The sequence below is a fragment of the Providencia sp. PROV174 genome (genome assembly GCF_028480685.1).
GTDB classification, from domain to species: Bacteria; Pseudomonadota; Gammaproteobacteria; order Enterobacterales; family Enterobacteriaceae; genus Providencia; species Providencia rettgeri.
Genome location: NZ_JAMPOT010000029.1, coordinates 22643 through 39956, shown reverse-complemented (window position 1 = coordinate 39956; position 17314 = coordinate 22643). Strand labels below are relative to the sequence as shown.

At 43.0% G+C, this 17314-nt stretch carries 13 protein-coding genes; 4 read left to right on the top strand and 9 right to left on the bottom strand.

The genetic code is table 11. From position 1 onward, the window contains the following. Positions 1-95: 95 nt before the first annotated feature. The 7 genes from rraA to priA all read right to left on the bottom strand — a co-directional run bounded on the left by rraA (position 96) and on the right by priA (position 8347). Positions 96-620: a ribonuclease E activity regulator RraA gene (gene rraA / locus PSE60_RS20250; protein ID WP_272666575.1), complete on the bottom strand. Its 525-nt coding sequence runs from the start codon at positions 618-620 to the stop codon at positions 96-98. Positions 621-739: 119 nt separating this feature from the next. After that, complete coding sequence (locus PSE60_RS20245) at positions 740-1663, bottom strand: 1,4-dihydroxy-2-naphthoate polyprenyltransferase (protein WP_272666574.1); 924 nt, start codon at positions 1661-1663, stop codon at positions 740-742. A gap of 187 nt (positions 1664-1850) precedes the next feature. Then, a complete protein-coding gene (gene hslU, locus PSE60_RS20240) occupies positions 1851-3185 on the bottom strand; it encodes an HslU--HslV peptidase ATPase subunit (RefSeq protein ID WP_272666573.1) in 1335 nt (444 codons plus the stop codon). An 11-nt stretch (positions 3186-3196) separates the two neighbouring features. Further along, positions 3197-3727 (bottom strand): ATP-dependent protease subunit HslV, encoded by a 531-nt coding sequence (gene hslV, locus PSE60_RS20235; protein ID WP_004265304.1) that lies wholly within the window; start codon positions 3725-3727, stop codon positions 3197-3199. Positions 3728-3898: 171 nt separating this feature from the next. After that, positions 3899-4705, bottom strand: coding sequence for a cell division protein FtsN (gene ftsN / locus PSE60_RS20230; protein ID WP_272666572.1), 807 nt, complete (start codon positions 4703-4705; stop codon positions 3899-3901). Positions 4706-4778: 73 nt separating this feature from the next. After that, positions 4779-5807 carry a DNA-binding transcriptional regulator CytR gene (gene cytR, locus PSE60_RS20225; RefSeq protein ID WP_102140413.1) on the bottom strand — a complete coding sequence of 343 codons (1029 nt, stop codon included), beginning with the start codon at positions 5805-5807 and terminating at the stop codon, positions 4779-4781. Between the two features lie 341 nt (positions 5808-6148). Continuing rightward, positions 6149-8347, bottom strand: coding sequence for a primosomal protein N' (gene priA, locus PSE60_RS20220; protein WP_272666571.1), 2199 nt, complete (start codon positions 8345-8347; stop codon positions 6149-6151). A gap of 218 nt (positions 8348-8565) precedes the next feature. On the opposite strand from priA, the gene rpmE reads away from it, so the two are divergent. After that, entirely contained in the window at positions 8566-8781 is a 216-nt protein-coding gene (rpmE, locus tag PSE60_RS20215) for a 50S ribosomal protein L31 (RefSeq protein ID WP_004265313.1), read from the top strand. Positions 8782-8868: 87 nt separating this feature from the next. Here rpmE and PSE60_RS20210 read toward each other — a convergent pair whose 3' ends face one another. Beyond that, on the bottom strand, positions 8869-9594 hold the full coding sequence (locus tag PSE60_RS20210) for an outer membrane protein (protein WP_272666570.1): 726 nt from the start codon (positions 9592-9594) through the stop codon (positions 8869-8871). Positions 9595-9962: 368 nt separating this feature from the next. Next, complete coding sequence (metJ, locus tag PSE60_RS20205; RefSeq protein ID WP_004265315.1) at positions 9963-10280, bottom strand: met regulon transcriptional regulator MetJ; 318 nt, start codon at positions 10278-10280, stop codon at positions 9963-9965. Between the two features lie 315 nt (positions 10281-10595). Here metJ and metB point away from each other — a divergent pair, with 315 nt between their 5' ends. The 3 genes from metB (at position 10596) to ppc (ending at position 17252) form a co-directional block, all read left to right on the top strand. Beyond that, positions 10596-11756: a cystathionine gamma-synthase gene (gene metB, locus PSE60_RS20200; protein WP_272666569.1), complete on the top strand. Its 1161-nt coding sequence runs from the start codon at positions 10596-10598 to the stop codon at positions 11754-11756. 11 nt (positions 11757-11767) lie between these two features. Beyond that, positions 11768-14209 (top strand): bifunctional aspartate kinase/homoserine dehydrogenase II, encoded by a 2442-nt coding sequence (locus PSE60_RS20195; protein WP_272666568.1) that lies wholly within the window; start codon positions 11768-11770, stop codon positions 14207-14209. Positions 14210-14612: 403 nt separating this feature from the next. After that, positions 14613-17252 carry a phosphoenolpyruvate carboxylase gene (gene ppc, locus PSE60_RS20190; protein ID WP_109912971.1) on the top strand — a complete coding sequence of 880 codons (2640 nt, stop codon included), beginning with the start codon at positions 14613-14615 and terminating at the stop codon, positions 17250-17252. The last annotated feature ends 62 nt before the right edge of the window (positions 17253-17314 follow it).

Below are 17314 nucleotides of genomic sequence, written 5' to 3'. Positions count from 1 at the left end.
TTTCATTAAGTTGCAAGCGACCTACAACTCGAATTATTGAGATAAAAATAAGGGCCACTATGATAGCGGCCCTTATTTATTGAATAGGGTATGGATTATGCGTCGATATTGTCATCTTCGATAAAATCGTTGTTCTCAGACGGGATTAATGGTTCTTCAGAAAGAATAATGCCAGTGTTATCGGCATAAAGGTAATCACCAGAGAAGAAGGTGACGCCGCCGAAATTAACGCGGATATCACTTTCACCGATGCCTTCATCTGGGCAACCTGCAGGCATCGCCGCAATAGCTTGAATACCGAGATCAAGCTCCATTAGTGCATCTACCTGACGGACGGCACCATAAACCACAATGCCTTCCCAGTGGTTATCAACGGCGAGTCTGGCAATTTCAGCATCAATGAGTGCCTTACGGACAGAGCCGCCACCATCAACCAGGAGAATACGCCCAGTACCGTCTTCTTCCAGCAAATCATACAGTAGGCCGTTATCTTCAAAGCACTTAACCGTAATGATTTGACCGCCAAATGAAGTACGTCCACCAAAGTTGGAGAAAAGGGGTTCTACCACATTAACGCTTTCTTGGTAAATATCGCAGAGTTCGGAAGTATCATATTTCATAGGAGTTAGGTCTTTTTTGCTGCAAGAGGTAGCCAGTATATCCCTTTTCAACAGTACTTGGCAAAGTTACCCGCCTAAAAATAGGCGGAAAAAGTCAAAAAAACGACAAATAGTGACTGTTATTTACTCATCACAACGCCAATGGAGAATAAAACGTTGGTTACGAGTGCGGCTTTCACCATATTTTCGAGTAAAGGACGCATGCCTTCTGGGGTAGGGTCACTCAGAACGCGGCGTAAATGGTTCATCAGCATCGGTACGGCTAATAAAAATAACCAACCACTCCACCCGTGCAAGTAAATTAGGTTAAAAAATGCCAAACATAAAATTGCCGCAACAATAATAATGGTGTGATAAATCCGAGCTCCTTGGGGGCCTAAACGTACCGCTAAGGTATTTTTACCTGCTTTAATATCATTTTCGATATCACGCATATTATTGATATTCAGTACTGCGACAGAGAGCAACCCACAAGCAGTTGCGGGTAGGATAGTGATGATATTAAAACTATTAGCTTGTAAATAGTAAGTCCCAATAACACTTAGCCAGCCAAAGAAAATTAAGACAGAAATATCCCCTAATCCTAGGTACCCATACGGTTTTTTACCGACGGTATAGGTGATAGCAGCAACGATGGCAATAAGGCCTAGTGCGACGAAACCAATGGCATCTTCTGGTTTTTCACACGCAACAATAATTAACAGTAAGCCAGAAAGGCAGGCTGCTGTAATATTTATTTTGAGCGCTTTTTTCATGTCCGCTTGCGTGATAACACCTTTTTGCATACCACGTAATGGACCAATACGTTCAGCGGTATCAGAGCCTTTGACTGCGTCACCATAGTCATTCGCAAGGTTAGATAAAATCTGTAATAAACCTGCCGTGATCAGTGCTAATAAAGCGACGGGCCATTTAAAATTATTAGTTAAATAAGCGAGTGCAGAGCCTGTCACAATCGCAATCACCCCTAATGGTAGGGTTTTAGGGCGGAGACTTTCAATCCAAGCTTGTTTACGACTTATTGTTGTGGATGTCGACTGCATGCAGTTACCTATAATTCAAACTCTTTAGAGATGTGTTCTTAATAATTTAATAACCCATCATATAGAGAGATACCTGAGTATTTTCAATGTAATGGGCAGAATATTTCATAGAAAAAAGTGCAGCGATAAAAGCTGCACTTTAGTCGATGTATATTAAGGATACATGAAAACCAGATAATTAATAAGATTATAAAATAAATCTACTCAGGTCTTCATCCGCCACCAGCTCATCTAAGTGCTGTTTGACATAATCTGCATCGATTTGGATAGTTTGCCCGTTACGGTCACTGGCATCGAAAGAAATATCTTCCATTAAACGCTCAAGCACTGTGTGCAAGCGACGAGCTCCAATGTTTTCGGTTGATTCATTGACTTGCCATGCGGACTCCGCAATTTTACGAATACCGTCAGTTGTGAATTCAATATTCACGCCTTCTGTTGCCATCAGCGCTTTATACTGTTCAGTTAATGAGGCATTTGGTTCAGTCAAAATACGCACAAAATCTTCAGTTGTCAGCGCTTGTAATTCAACACGAATGGGTAAGCGGCCTTGGAGTTCAGGGATCAAGTCTGATGGGCTCGAAACTTGGAACGCACCTGAAGCGATAAACAGGATATGGTCGGTTTTGACCATGCCGTGTTTAGTCGAAATGGTACAGCCTTCGATTAATGGCAGTAAATCGCGTTGAACCCCTTCTCGAGAGACATCTGGCCCTGAGCTTTGGCCGCCACGTTTACAAATTTTGTCGAATTCATCGATGAAGACAATACCATTTTGTTCAACGGCTTCAATGGCTTGTTCTTTTAGCTCTTCAGGGTTGACTAATTTAGCTGCTTCTTCTTCAACTAGCAGTTTGAATGCCTCTTTGATTTTCATCTTACGTGGCTTCTGCTTTTGGCCTGCTAAGTTTTGGAACATAGACTGTAACTGGTTAGTCATCTCTTCCATGCCCGGAGGTGCCATAATTTCAACACCCATAGGAGATGCAGAGACTTCAATTTCAATTTCTTTATCGTCTAATTGGCCTTCACGTAATTTTTTACGGAATGCTTGGCGAGCTGGAGAATGCTCATCCGTTGGTTCAGACTGCCCCCAATTATTTTTTGCGGGTGGAATAAGAACGTCCAAAATACGTTCTTCAGCCATTTCTTCGGCACGATAGCGGTTTTTTTCAATAGACTGTAAACGCACCATTTTAACGGCGGAGTCAGTTAAATCGCGAATAATCGAGTCAACTTCTTTTCCGACATAACCGACTTCAGTAAATTTAGTCGCTTCGACTTTGATAAATGGCGCATTGGCTAATTTCGCCAGGCGGCGAGCAATTTCAGTTTTACCCACCCCTGTTGGCCCAATCATCAAAATATTTTTTGGTGTGACTTCGTGACGTAACACTTCATTTAACTGCATACGGCGCCAGCGGTTACGCAGAGCAATCGCAACAGAACGTTTGGCTTTATTTTGGCCAATAATATGATTGTCGAGTTCGCTGACAATTTCGCGTGGAGTCATTTCGGACATACTAGCAATCCTTATGATTTTGAAGAAATTTCTTCAAAGTTGACATTATGGTTGGTGTAAATACAGATATCACCTGCAATAGCGAGCGCTTTTTCAGCGATTTCTTTGGCGCTTAAGTCTGTATTTTCTAACAAAGCACGTGCGGCTGATTGCGCATATGGGCCACCGGAGCCAATAGCAATTAAGTCATTTTCCGGTTGAACCACATCACCATTACCCGTAATGATCAGTGAAGTGTGTTCATCGGCGACAGCTAACAAGGCCTCTAACTTGCGAAGCATGCGGTCGGTACGCCAATCTTTAGCGAGTTCAACGGCCGCTTTTGTTAAATGGCCTTGGTGCAGTTCGAGTTTGCGCTCAAACAGTTCAAATAATGTGAATGCGTCTGCGGTGCCACCGGCAAATCCGGCAATGACTTTGTCGTTGTATAACCGGCGAACTTTGCGGACATTGCCTTTCATGACGGTATTACCCATCGTCGCCTGTCCATCACCACCAATTACGACCTGGCCATTACGGCGAACACTTACGATTGTTGTCATGAGTTAGCCCCTGGTTTATTACAAAAAAAAAGAATGCGGTTGTATGTGATTTTCAAAAGAGTAAATTCAAGTGATAGTTGTCTAATTAACTATCACTTGAACTAGGTTGAAGCCACAAAGTACCGCTCATGAGTACATTAAAACAGTACATGGGGGGGGAGGAGGAATTTTTCAACCCCCAGAAGCACGAAGAATACAACCGGAAACACCTGCACCTGCTGCGCGGTCACGCATTTTTTCGGCGGTGGATTTGGAATAAGGCCCTAAAACGATACGGTGCCAACCTCCACCTGCGCTTACGCGGCTTTCAATACCTGAAAATGCCAAAGTAGCTTGCACAGACTCGGCTTGTTCTGCTGTACGGAATGAACCGCATTGAACAACCATATTTTGTAAACTGTTTGTCGGTTTAGTGCTTGGTGCCGTTTGTGGTTGAGCTGCGGGCGCGGTTGGTTGAGCCTCAAGTTTTGGCGGGATATTGGCCACCGGTTTACGTTGTACTGGCTCGATAGGTTGAGCCGGCTCATTGATGAGCACTTGGGAGCGCGGTACGGGTTTACCGTTTGCAGGGATTTCTTGCAAGTTAGTGACAGGCTGGCGTCTGTCAGAATCAATTTGCTCTAATAGCTGGCGCTGTTCAGGTGTTAAATCTGATGGGCGCACAATATTATTGCCAGTACTCGGTTGTTGAATATTTGGCATATCCACACCACGACGTTCGAGCTCTTTAATATAGCGCCAACGTTCTTCAGGCTTTGGTGGAAGCGTACTTCCCGGTGTTGTTGGTGTGACAACTTGGGGGGGCGGTGTATCCTTTTTATTTTGAGTGATATAAAACAGGCCGCCAACAAATAGCACGACAATTGTCACAGCAACAACCAATGTTGTCATTGGTAGTCCTTGTGCTTTCTTTGATTTACCTTTGCTTTTTTTACGGGCGGATGAGCGCCCCCGAGCTACATAATCTTTTTGTGCCACGCTATTAATTCACTAGTTATCAATTGTTCGTCATCATTTGGCTTAACATGTTACTTAACCCGAGCAACTTTGACTAGCTTTTAGGCGCTTTTGTGCTCTCTCTGATGATTAAATCAGAATCTAGGAGACGTGAACCCGGGTTTACATTGTGTCCATGGATTTGCTCAAGCAGTAATTGCATCGCATGATGACCAATTTCAGCACGAGGTTGATTAATGGTTGTTAGGGCTGGCAAGGTATATTTTGATTGCTCTAAGTTATCAAAACCAACAAAAGAAAGGTCATCAGGGAGCTTCAAGCCCATTTTTTTCGCTTGCCACATCGCGCCAATAGCCATGATATCACTGTGACAAAAGATAGCCGTAGGTGGTTCAGGAAGTGACATCAATGTTTTCACAGCTTCAGCCCCACCTTCATGGGTAAAATCGCCACGGATAATATAATTTTCACGCAGTTTTTCGCCTGTGCGCAACATGGCTTTTTTATACCCTTCTAAACGGTATTGACTTAAAGGCATATGGTTAGGGCCTGCAATACAAGCAATCAGTTTATGGCCTTGTTTTTGCAGGTAATGTGTCGCATTAAACGCGGCAGTGAGGTTATCGATATGCACAGTCGGTAGTTTTAGCTCAGGCGCAAATTCATTCGCCATCACTATCGGAGGAAGGTTTTTCTGCTCTTCCGTTGAGATATCGAACGGAATATTGGAGCCCAGTAAGACCATGCCATCAATTTGTTTGGTAATAATAAGATTAATAAAAGCATTTTCTTGTTTTTCTTGGTGTTTACAGTCTCCAATCAAAACAAAATAGCCTTCTTGAGCAGCGATTTCTTCAATCCCACAGACGACATCACTAAAGAACGGATCGCGGATATTGGGAACAAGTACAAGAATGGTTTTTGATTCATTGCGCTTATAGCTTCTAGCAAGGTTATGAGGATAATAACCAACATCCATCACCGCTTGTTCGACTTTTTGGCGTGTTTGCAAAGAAACTTTTTCCGGGTTCATGAGTGTTCTTGACACCGTCGCTGTCGAAACGCCCGCGGCACTGGCAACATCTTTCATTGTTGCCGTGTGATTGTGTTTTTTACTTTCCACAACGCCTTCCTTAGATTGATTTAATCGTTTGCTTTTTTTGAATAGCGCAAGTACGTCATTATTAGTGGTTATTCTAATTGGTTTCTCAATAATATCTGTTACCTAGTTTGCATAAAAAGTGTGACTTGCGTCATTTTTTAGAGCTGCTTCGCAAATTTTGAAAATAATTCTAAGGGTAAAAAGATAAATGAAACTCAATGTGTATATAAAACACCCAATTTGGTTGTTTAGCATTATAGGGTAAATAATTCAAAGTTATCAATATGCTGCAAAGACAATATTGGTATGGCCTATAAAGTTAAATGGTTAGATAAAATGAATCCTTTAGCATTGTTCATGCGTTAACAATCAGTTGGATCCACATCAATATTCCACTTTACTTTGCGACTTTCTGGGTGTTGAAGAATTTCTGGCAATAGTTTCGCCATAAACTGCTGTAAATAAAGTCGCGAAGGGTGTTGCAATAGCAATTGCCAGCGGAATCGGCCTCCACGTTTAGCTTGAATCGACGGTGAGGGGCCTAAAATCCACATTTTTGCATCGCTTTGTGGGTGTTGAGTTATATATTGCCGTACATTTTGCAGAAATTGACGCGAGTCCTGGTTATTGTGATCTTCTGAACGGAACAATATATGGCTGGTGTAAGGCGGTAGCATGGCGATTCGGCGCTCTTCCATCGCTTCTTGGGTAAATGCGTTGTAACCTTCTTCAAGTAGTGTGAGTAGCAGCGGGTGTTCGGGATGGTGGGTCTGTAAGAACACTTCACCTTGTTTACCAGCTCGTCCTGCTCGGCCAGAAACTTGCACGTATAATTGAGCAAACCGTTCGGCTGCACGAAAATCACTCGAGAATAAAGCTCCGTCAACATCTAATAAGGCGACTAAGGTGACATCAGGGAAATGGTGGCCCTTGGCTAACATCTGTGTGCCTATTAGAATTCTAGCTCCTCCCTCATGTACTTGATTTAAATGTTGTTCCAGTTCCCCTTTACGGCTTGTGGTATCACGGTCAATACGGGTAACAGGGGTGTCAGGGAATAGTTCACAAATACCTTCCTCAAGTTGCTCAGTTCCCATTCCAACAGGCACTAAATGCGTTGAACCACATTGTGGGCATTGGTGAGGAACTGGGCGTTGGCTATCACAATGGTGGCAGCGTAATTGATGGAAATTTTGATGTAAGGTGTAATAGTGGTCACAGCGCTGGCACTCAGCAATCCAGCCGCATTCATGGCAAATTAACGCTGGCGAATAACCACGACGATTTAAAAACAAAATCACCTGATTGTTTTGTGCAAGATGTTCTTTAATATGTTGAATTAATAAGTGAGAAAGGCCAAATTTTAGCGGTTGGCCTTTTAAGTCAATAAGATGTTGAGTCGCAGGGCGTGCATTACCAGCACGAATAGTGAGATTTAATTGCCGATACTTATGTTGTTGTACATTAAATAAGGTTTCTAACGATGGCGTTGCAGTGCCCATCACAATGGGGATATTGTTCTTTTTCGCACGGAAAACGGCTAAATCACGTGCATGATAACGCCAACCATCTTGTTGTTTGTATGAGCTGTCATGCTCTTCATCAATAATAATAATGCCAAGGCGGGCAAAAGGCGTGAACAGTGCTGAGCGAGTGCCAATAATAATGGCGTTTTGCCCTTGCTTCGTGCGTAGCCATACGGCTAAACGTTCGCTATCGTTCAGCCCAGAGTGCAACACATCAACAGGCGCATTGAAGCGCTCACGAAAACGGCTAATAGTTTGTGGGGTCAAACCAATTTCAGGCACCAGTACTAAAGCTTGTTTACCTTGAGAAAGGACATTCTCCAGAACACTCAAATAGACTTCAGTCTTACCAGACCCTGTTATCCCTGCGAGCAACCATGGTGAAAATTGGTCATCTTCAGCACGTATAGCACCGACAGCGGTAGCTTGCTCGCTATTAAGCCGCAACCTTTCACCACAAACTGTAAAGTTTGGTTGCCACTTTTTGCTCGTCGGTTGAACGGGATGTAACTCAATATAAGCTTTCTTTTTCAGTGCTTGCAGAGCACTTTCACTGATTTCAAGCTCATTCACTTGATGGCGATAAACGGCTCTACGACGTAAAAGTGCGAGGGCCTGCTGCTGTTTTGGGGAGCGTTTGAGCTCATTAAGGTCAACGGCTAAGCCTTCATCTGTCACTTGCCATTGCCAAATCGGGGTAAATTCAGCGGGTTTACCTTGGCGCAACAATGTGGGTAATGCGTGGAATAGTACTTCGCCAATTGGGTAGTGGTAGTATTGGGAAGACCACAGTAAGAGCTGCCAAATATCATCAGGGAAGAGTGTTTGATGGTCGAGAACCAGTTCGATAGCTTTTAATTTATCTTCAGCAAACTCGCTTTTATCGCTGTGTTTTACCACAATACCTAGGGCTTGGCGCTTGCCAAACGGCACCATAACACGGCTGCCAATCACTGGCAGTGGCATGTTATCAGGAAGGCGATAATCAAATGTGCGGTTTAATGGGACAGGTAAAGCCACCTGAACGACGATCATATCTGGGTTTCCGTCTATTTTTTATGCGATAATACGAGCGATTGTTGACTAGAGTACCACAAAATTTACTCGGTTTTCATTGCGCGATAAACAGAATTTCTGTATGATCCGCCGCCTTTGGTATTTATTTTTACCAATATATTAAATTCAATCAACACGACGTGTGGTGTCCGGCGTTAGGGCTGGAATGGCGACACGGCCTTAATAGAGGTTCTCCCATGAAAAAAGGTATTCACCCTAAATACGAAGAAGTTACTGCAACTTGTTCTTGCGGTAATGTAATGAAAATTAATTCAACTGCTGGTCACTCGCTGAACCTGGACGTTTGTGGTAACTGCCACCCGTTCTATACTGGTAAACAGCGTGATGTTGCGACTGGTGGTCGTGTTGATCGCTTCAACCAACGTTTCAGCATCCCAGGTTCTAAAAAATAATCGAACTTGTGAAATGCGAAAAAAAGGGAAACTGAGTTTCCCTTTTTTAATGCCCAAAATAAGCGTTTTTATGTCTAAATGAAGAAATTAGAAGCGATAAACGACACCGAACATCACATCATTGGTTCTGACTTTCACTTTTGATTTATATACTTCGTTATCTTCCGTATAGCTAAGTGATGACTTACCTGCATCTAAAAAGCGGTAGCTTAAATCTAATGATAAATTATCATTGATGGCATACTGGGAGCCAATACCTAAACTCCAAGCAAAGTTGCTTTTTGTTTTAGATTTAGAAAATGAATCATAGCCATAGTACATAGAATGATGGCTTTTTTCTTCGTATGAATAAGTAGATTTATGTTTAATACTTGCTAAACCTAATCCAACGGATACGTAAGGGGTGAAATTGGTTTCGTTTTTGAAGTCATAATAAGCATTAACCATAAAGGTATTTAATGTGATATCGTTTTTGCTGTCATCTGAAGCGGTAAAGAAACTATTATTTTCATAGAAAAGATTATGTTTAGATGAGGCTTTACCTCTTAGTGCAATATCGAATTCAGCACGTAACGGAAGAGATGTCACATCATATAAGTCATAGCCTAATGCAATACCACCCCCCAATACTGCTTTGGTTTTACTGCCGCCGTTATAGCTTTCATAAAAACCTACATCTGATTCTTCCCATTTTTGGTCTGATAATTTAAGAATAGATGTACCTAATTTACCAGAAACATAAAAACCGCTGCCAGATGCCATAGCCACGCTAGATACAAGGCTGAGTAGGGAAACTGCAATTATTTTTTTCATTATTTATTACCATTCATATAGTTAATTAAATATCAGCATCTATTATAGATCTAAACAAATAATGAACTTAAGGTAAATTTTCCATTTTTCGATAAACAGAATAAGCGGCCATTTTTCACAGTAAAAGAGTGATTTCTCAGTACTAAATATAAGAAAATGTTATGAATTGGAGGGTTGTGTTACCTGTTCCCGCAACTGTGGAATTAATTTATTCATATTTCCGGTTATGGGGCCGAAATATAACAATATTTACGAATGGATTGGCAAGAATTCAAAGCAACATTGAATAAAACATAAGGAAAGACACTACGTCGCAAGGCTTGCGACGTAGTTAAAACTTTGAGGTACGTAATGACGACTAATTGGGATTAATATTCCCACGTTTCAGGGTCGATACCTAATTCGCGCATAATTTCTTTTGCGGCTTCAGGGATCTCGTCATTACGTTCTTTACGCAAGTCTTCATCATTTGGCAGTGGTTGGCCTGTGAATGCATGCAAAAATGCTTCACACAGTAATTCACTGTTAGTGGCATGACGTAAGTTATTGATCTGACGGCGAGTACGCTCATCAGTTAAAATTTTTAGTACCTTCAAAGGAATCGATACTGTAATTTTCTTTACTTGCTCACTCTTTTTGCCATGTTCAGCATACGGACTGACATACTCACCATTCCATTCAGCCATGGGTTACCTTGGATATTTTCAGTAATAATTAAAAATAATATGCATATTCTTTTTAATAGGAACTTATTCTAAGCTCTAAATCGAGAATATCTGCATATATGTTCGATGAGGCTTCACTTATTTTAACACAAAATACTGTCTAAAATTAACGAGTTAAACCCACTTATGCGATTGACTATCAATTTACACATAATTATTAAGGCTGATTATTCCATTACTTGATATAAACGTAAAGAGGTTTAGACGTCTAGATATGTTGACGTCTAAACATCCGATGGGTATGATTTGGCCTATCACTGTTCAGGAGAAGCGTTTATGACTTACAAACCGTCAACCATCGCAATTCATAATGGATTAAACGATGACCAACAATTTGGTTGTGTTGTGCCTCCCATTTATTTGTCCAGCACCTATAACTTCACTGATTTTAATGAGCCCCGCGCACATGACTACTCACGCCGTGGAAATCCAGGTCGGGATATTGTGCAAAAAACATTGGCACAACTTGAGGGGGGAAGCGGCGCAGTAATGACCAACAGTGGGATGTCAGCGCTTCATTTACTCTGTACTGTTTTTTTACAGCCCGGTGATCTATTAGTTGCACCTCATGATTGTTATGGCGGAAGTTATCGGTTATTTAATAGCCAAAGTCAGCGTGGGGCTTACCAAGTGCAATTTGTTGATCAAAGTGATGAATCTGCATTACGAGCTGCGCTCGCTAAAAAACCTAAATTAGTCTTAATTGAAACACCCAGTAACCCATTATTAAGAATTTTTGATATACAGCATATTGCTCAATTAGCGCATGATGTTGGTGCGTTAGTGGTTGTCGACAATACATTTTTAAGCCCTATCCTCCAGCAACCACTGTCATTAGGGGCTGACTTTGTTGTGCATTCATGTACAAAATACCTTAATGGTCATTCAGATATTGTGGCTGGTGTAGTGATTACCAAAGAGGAAAAATGGGCAATAGAATTAGCGTGGTGGGCGAATAATATAGGTGTCACTGGGGGCGCTTTTGATAGCTACTTATTATTAAGAGGCATCCGAACTCTATCCCCACGTGTGTTACAGCAACAGCAAAATGCACAAGAGATCGTAAAATATCTTAAATCGCAGCCTTTAGTGAAAAAATTGTATTATCCTGCATTGGAAGATCATCCTGGGCACGAAATAGCACTGAAACAACAAAAAGGTTTTGGCGCCATGTTGAGTTTTGAATTTGCAGGTGATGAGTCACAACTTCGCCATTTTCTTCGCTCACTTAGCCTGTTTACATTGGCGGAGTCATTGGGTGGGGTGGAAACATTGATTTCCCATACTGCGACAATGACGCATGCAGGTATGTCAGCAGAAGCTCGTGCGCAAGCGGGGATTACCGATAGCTTACTAAGAATTTCAGTGGGGATTGAAGATCCTCAGGATTTAATCACAGACTTAGATCACGCATTTCAGGTTGCGGGACAACGTTAGCGGAGTTTTTGATGAGTGTACTAACAGCGGTTGAGGTGGCTCCTTGTCACCGTCAGTTACATAAATTTGGGGGCAGTAGTTTAGCCGATGCGAAGTGCTATCAACGCGTTGCAGCAATTATGACGAACTATAGTCAACCTGGTGATTTAATGGTGGTTTCTGCCGCGGGTAGTACAACTAATCAGTTGATCAACTGGTTAAAATTAAGCCAAAGTGATCGTATTTCGGCTCATCAAGCTCAACAGTCGTTACGCCGCTATCAACTTGATTTAATTGAATCTCTTTTACCGGAACAAAAAGCCGTAGAATTAAGCCAATTATTTATTCACGATTTAGAGCGTTTAAGCGCGTTGTTGGATAAACCGACAAATGATGCGACTTATGCAGAAGTGGTAGGGCACGGTGAAATTTGGTCCGCACGCCTTATGGCTGAGGTGCTTGCTCTGGCGGGTATGACGAGTGCTTGGTTAGATGCGCGTTTATTTTTACGCGCTGAGCGAGCGGCACAACCGCAGGTCGATGAAACACAATCGCGTTATTTATTGCAACAACAGTTAACTCAGTTACCGAACCGACGTATTGTCGTGACAGGCTTTATTTCGCGTAATCAGCAAGGTGAGACGGTACTGCTTGGGCGTAATGGGAGTGACTATTCTGCAACACAAGTCGGTGCGTTAGCAGATGTGGGAAAAGTAACGATTTGGAGTGATGTCGCTGGAGTATATAGCGCGGACCCTCGTAAAGTGAAAGATGCCTGTTTATTGCCCTTATTGCGCCTAGATGAAGCCAGTGAATTGGCGCGCTTAGCAGCTCCTGTTTTACATACACGCACTTTACAACCCGTTTCCGTGAGCAATATTGATTTGCAATTAAGGTGTAGCTACCAACCGGAGCAGGGCTCAACAAAAATTGAACGGGTACTCGCGTCAGGAGCAGGGGCAAAAATCGTGACTAGCCATGATGATGTGTGCTTAATTGAATTGCGTATCGCTGCCGGCCGTGATTTTAAACAAATCTGCAAAGATGTGGATTTATTACTTAAGCGTGCTCAATTGCGTCCTTTGGCTCGTGGTATTCATCATGACCGTTCTTTGCTGCAATTATGTTATACCTCTGAAATTGTCGAAAGTGCCTTAAATACCCTTGAAGAAGCCGGGTTGCTGGGGTCATTATCATTACGTGAAGGTTTTTCTTTGGTTGCGTTAGTCGGTGCAGGTGTGTGTAAAAAGCCATTACATAGCCACCGTTTTTATGAGGAATTAAAAGGGCAGCCTGTTGAATTTATTTGGCATTCAGAGGATGCCATCAGTTTAGTCGCTGTTTTGCGTTCTAACCAAACCGAGCACTTAATTCAAGGGATGCACCAGAGCTTATTCCGTGCAGAAAAACGCATTGGATTAGTGTTATTTGGTAAAGGGAACATTGGTGCGCGTTGGTTAGAGCTTTTTGCTGCGGAGCAACACAAAATTTCGGCACGTAGTGACTTTGATTTTGTCTTAGCCGGTGTGGTAGATAGCCGCCGTAGCTTACTGAATTACCAAGGGATTGACCCAAGCCGTGCGCTGGCTTTCTTTGATGACGAAGCCGTAGAGCATGAGGACGATAACCTATTTTTATGGATGCGTTCCCATCCTTATGATGATTTAGTGGTATTAGATGTCACCGCAAGTGAGACACTGGCAGATAACTATGTGGATTTTGCGAGTTATGGTTTTCATGTGATCAGTGCAAATAAAATTGCGGGGGCAGCGCAAACGGCACAATATCGTCAAATTCGCGATGCGTTTTCGAAAACAGGTCGTCACTGGCTATACAACGCAACAGTAGGAGCAGGGTTACCGATTAACTATACGGTACGGGACTTAAAAGAAAGTGGTGATTCGATTCTGGCTATCAGTGGTATTTTTTCCGGAACACTATCATGGCTATTTTTACAGTTTGACGGTTCTATCCCATTTAGTGAGCTAGTAGAGCAAGCGTGGCAACAAGGGTTAACTGAACCGGACCCTCGCATTGACCTATCAGGGCAAGATGTCATGCGAAAATTAATTATTTTAGCCCGTGAAGCGGGTTATGACATCGAACCCGATGATGTGAGAGTGGAATCTTTAGTACCGAAACAGGCTCAGACGGGTTCACTCGATGAGTTCTTTGAAAATAGCGCCATTATTAATGAGCAGATGCAGCAACGTTTAGAAGCGGCGCAAGAACTAGGGTTAGTGCTACGCTATGTGGCACGGTTTGATGCAGTAAAAGGCAAAGCGAAAGTCGGTGTGGAAGCCGTGAAACCGGAACATCCGCTGGCCTCATTATTACCGGGTGACAATGTGTTTGCTATCGAGAGCCGTTGGTATCGAGACAACCCATTAGTGATCCGAGGCCCAGGAGCCGGGCGCGATGTGACCGCTGGCGCTATTCAGTCGGATCTCAACCGGCTCTCTCAACTTTTATAATCATTTTTCAGGTGTATTGGTGTTCTTGGTAGTATTGAGGGCGCCGATGCATTATGAATATTTTTAATTTACCCCTTCATTTTCTGTTTTTTATTCTGATGATTTAATTCTTAAACATTATTCATGTCTTAAAAGTGCTGAATCGACGATATATTGCGCTGAAACAATACTTAAATAAGAAAAATTAATAAAAATAAGGCTGTAATTAAATTTCAGAAAAATCCCCCAAAGTCATTTTTTTCTGATATGAATATACACTGAAGGGTAAATTTAGCGGCCTGCATCACAAAACGACAACTCTAACGCAGCCGGCTGAAATTTTGTTACAGGAAACTGGGTGCAGTCTGTTAACCGTGAATCGTGCGGGAAAGCATTCTGCCAGAAGCACAAGGTCAGGAGTCTCATGAATCAGCAATATTCCGCAATGCGCAGTAATGTCAGTATGCTGGGTAAGCTACTCGGCGATACCATCAAGGAAGCCTTAGGTGAGGACATACTCGACAAAGTTGAGTCCATTCGTAAGCTTTCCAAATCTTCTCGTGCAGGTAATGAAGTTCAGCGCCAAAAATTGCTGATGACATTACAAAATCTTTCTAATGATGAATTGCTACCCGTTGCAAGGGCATTTAACCAATTCTTAAACCTGACAAACGTTGCTGAGCAATATCACAGCATTTCGCCTCACGGTGAAGCGGCAAGTAACCCTGTGGCATTGAAAAATCTGTTTAGCCGATTAAAAGGCAAAAACTTCACTGATGGTGATATCCAAAAAGCGGTTGAACAGCTTTCAATTGAGCTGGTTTTAACGGCTCACCCAACGGAAATTGCTCGCCGTACATTGATCCATAAATTGGTTGAGGTAAACAACTGCTTATCACAACTCGACCATGATGATATTGCAGATTATGAACGTAATAATATCATGCGCCGCTTACGCCAATTAGTGGCACAATCATGGCATACCGATGAAATTCGTAAAATTCGACCAACGCCCATTGATGAAGCAAAATGGGGATTTGCCGTTGTTGAAAATTCATTGTGGGAAGGGGTTCCCGCTTTCTTACGTGAATTTAATGAACAGTTGGAAGACTCAATCGGCGCGGTGTTACCCGTTGAAGCAAACCCAATCCGCTTTACTTCATGGATGGGGGGGGACCGAGACGGTAACCCGAACGTGACTGCGGATGTGACTCGTCAGGTGCTATTACTGAGCCGCTGGAAAGCGGCGGACTTATTCCTCAAAGATATCCAAGTGTTGGTTTCAGAGCTTTCAATGACAGAAGCAACCCCAGAGCTGCGTGCGCTAGCAGGGGGAGATGACGTTGATGAGCCTTATCGCCAAATTGCGAAAAATTTACGTAGCCAATTATTCTCGACATTAGAGTATTTAGAGCGCCGTGTTAAAGGCGAGCAAGTTTTACCACCAGCAGACTTATTGGTAGACAACGCCCAGTTATGGGACCCGTTATATGCATGTTATCAATCATTAATTGCCTGCAATATGAAAATCATTGCGAATGGGCAATTGCTTGACACATTGCGCCGTATTCGTAGCTTTGGTTTGCAATTGGTACGTATTGATGTGCGCCAAGAAAGCACTCGTCACACTGAAGCCATTGCAGAGCTAACTCAGTATTTAGGACTGGGTGATTACTCGCAGTGGTCAGAAGAGGAAAAACAACAATTTTTGCTGGCAGAGCTACAATCGTTACGCCCACTGATCCCTCAAGACTGGCAGCCAAGTGCAGAAACACAGGAAGTATTTGAAACTTGCCGTGTGATTGCGAAAGCCAAAAATGATTCTATCGCAGCTTACGTTATTTCAATGGCGAAAGTTCCGTCAGACGTGTTGGCGGTTAAATTGTTGCTGAAAGAGAATGGGGCGTCAGTCCGCTTGCCAGTAGCGCCACTATTCGAAACACTGGAAGATTTAAACAACGCTGAAAGTGTGATGACCAAGCTGTTAAGCATTGAGTGGTATCGTGACCTTATTGACGATCGCCAAATGGTGATGATTGGTTACTCCGATTCGGCTAAAGATGCAGGGGTAATGGCGGCGTCATGGGCGCAATATCGCGCACAAGATGCACTTATTAAGCTGTGCGAAAAAGAAGGTGTCACACTGACATTATTCCATGGGCGCGGCGGCACCATTGGCCGTGGTGGTGCACCTGCACATTCCGCATTACTTTCTCAACCACCAGGTAGCTTAAAAGGTGGGTTGCGGGTAACAGAACAAGGCGAGATGATCCGCTTTAAATTCGGCTTGCCGCAAGTCACAATTAGCAGCCTTGCCTTATACGCCAGTGCGATATTAGAAGCGAATCTTTTACCACCTCCAGAGCCAAAAGATGAGTGGAAGTCTGTGATGGATTCACTATCTGATGTGTCTTGCGCGATGTACCGTGATTATGTGCGTGAGCAACCAGATTTTGTTCCTTATTTCCGCGCTGCGACGCCTGAACTAGAGTTAGGTAAGTTACCGCTTGGGTCACGCCCTGCAAAACGCCGCCCAACGGGTGGCGTGGAAACGTTGCGTGCTATTCCATGGATCTTTGCATGGACGCAGAACCGTTTAATGCTTCCTGCATGGTTAGGCGCTGGCGCAGCGCTGAAACATGTCATTGAGAAAGAAGGCAAACAAGCTGTTCTTGATGAAATGTGGCAGCAGTGGCCATTCTTTAATACACGTATTGCGATGTTAGAAATGGTTTATGCAAAAGCAGACTTATGGCTGGCGGAATATTATGACCACCGATTAGTGGAAGAGCGCTTATGGCCATTAGGGCAAAAATTACGTGACCAGTTGTCTGAGGATATTAAAAGCGTATTGGCGGTTTCGAAAGACGAAGCGCTAATGGCGGATTTACCTTGGATAGCTGAATCCATCGCGTTACGTAATGTCTATACCGACCCATTAAACGTCTTACAAGCCGAGCTTCTACACCGTTCCCGCCAACAAGAGCACCCAGACCCACGTGTCGAGCAAGCCTTGATGGTAACGATTGCAGGGGTTGCTGCAGGTATGCGTAATACGGGTTAGTTTGTTGATTTTTAAAGTACTTGAATAATATGAGGGCTACCAAATGGTAGCCCTCATTATTT

What these genes read in the sequence shown, in the direction of transcription:
- rraA (WP_272666575.1), bottom strand. Translation starts at nt 620, where the DNA reads ATGAAATATGATACTTCCGAACTCTGCGATATTTACCAAGAAAGCGTT.
- PSE60_RS20245 (WP_272666574.1), bottom strand. Translation starts at nt 1,663, where the DNA reads ATGCAGTCGACATCCACAACAATAAGTCGTAAACAAGCTTGGATTGAA.
- hslU (WP_272666573.1), bottom strand. Translation starts at nt 3,185, where the DNA reads ATGTCCGAAATGACTCCACGCGAAATTGTCAGCGAACTCGACAATCAT.
- hslV (WP_004265304.1), bottom strand. Translation starts at nt 3,727, where the DNA reads ATGACAACAATCGTAAGTGTTCGCCGTAATGGCCAGGTCGTAATTGGT.
- priA (WP_272666571.1), bottom strand. Translation starts at nt 8,347, where the DNA reads ATGATCGTCGTTCAGGTGGCTTTACCTGTCCCATTAAACCGCACATTT.
- rpmE (WP_004265313.1), top strand. Translation starts at nt 8,566, where the DNA reads ATGAAAAAAGGTATTCACCCTAAATACGAAGAAGTTACTGCAACTTGT.
- PSE60_RS20210 (WP_272666570.1), bottom strand. Translation starts at nt 9,594, where the DNA reads ATGAAAAAAATAATTGCAGTTTCCCTACTCAGCCTTGTATCTAGCGTG.
- metJ (WP_004265315.1), bottom strand. Translation starts at nt 10,280, where the DNA reads ATGGCTGAATGGAATGGTGAGTATGTCAGTCCGTATGCTGAACATGGC.
- metB (WP_272666569.1), top strand. Translation starts at nt 10,596, where the DNA reads ATGACTTACAAACCGTCAACCATCGCAATTCATAATGGATTAAACGAT.
- PSE60_RS20195 (WP_272666568.1), top strand. Translation starts at nt 11,768, where the DNA reads ATGAGTGTACTAACAGCGGTTGAGGTGGCTCCTTGTCACCGTCAGTTA.
- ppc (WP_109912971.1), top strand. Translation starts at nt 14,613, where the DNA reads ATGAATCAGCAATATTCCGCAATGCGCAGTAATGTCAGTATGCTGGGT.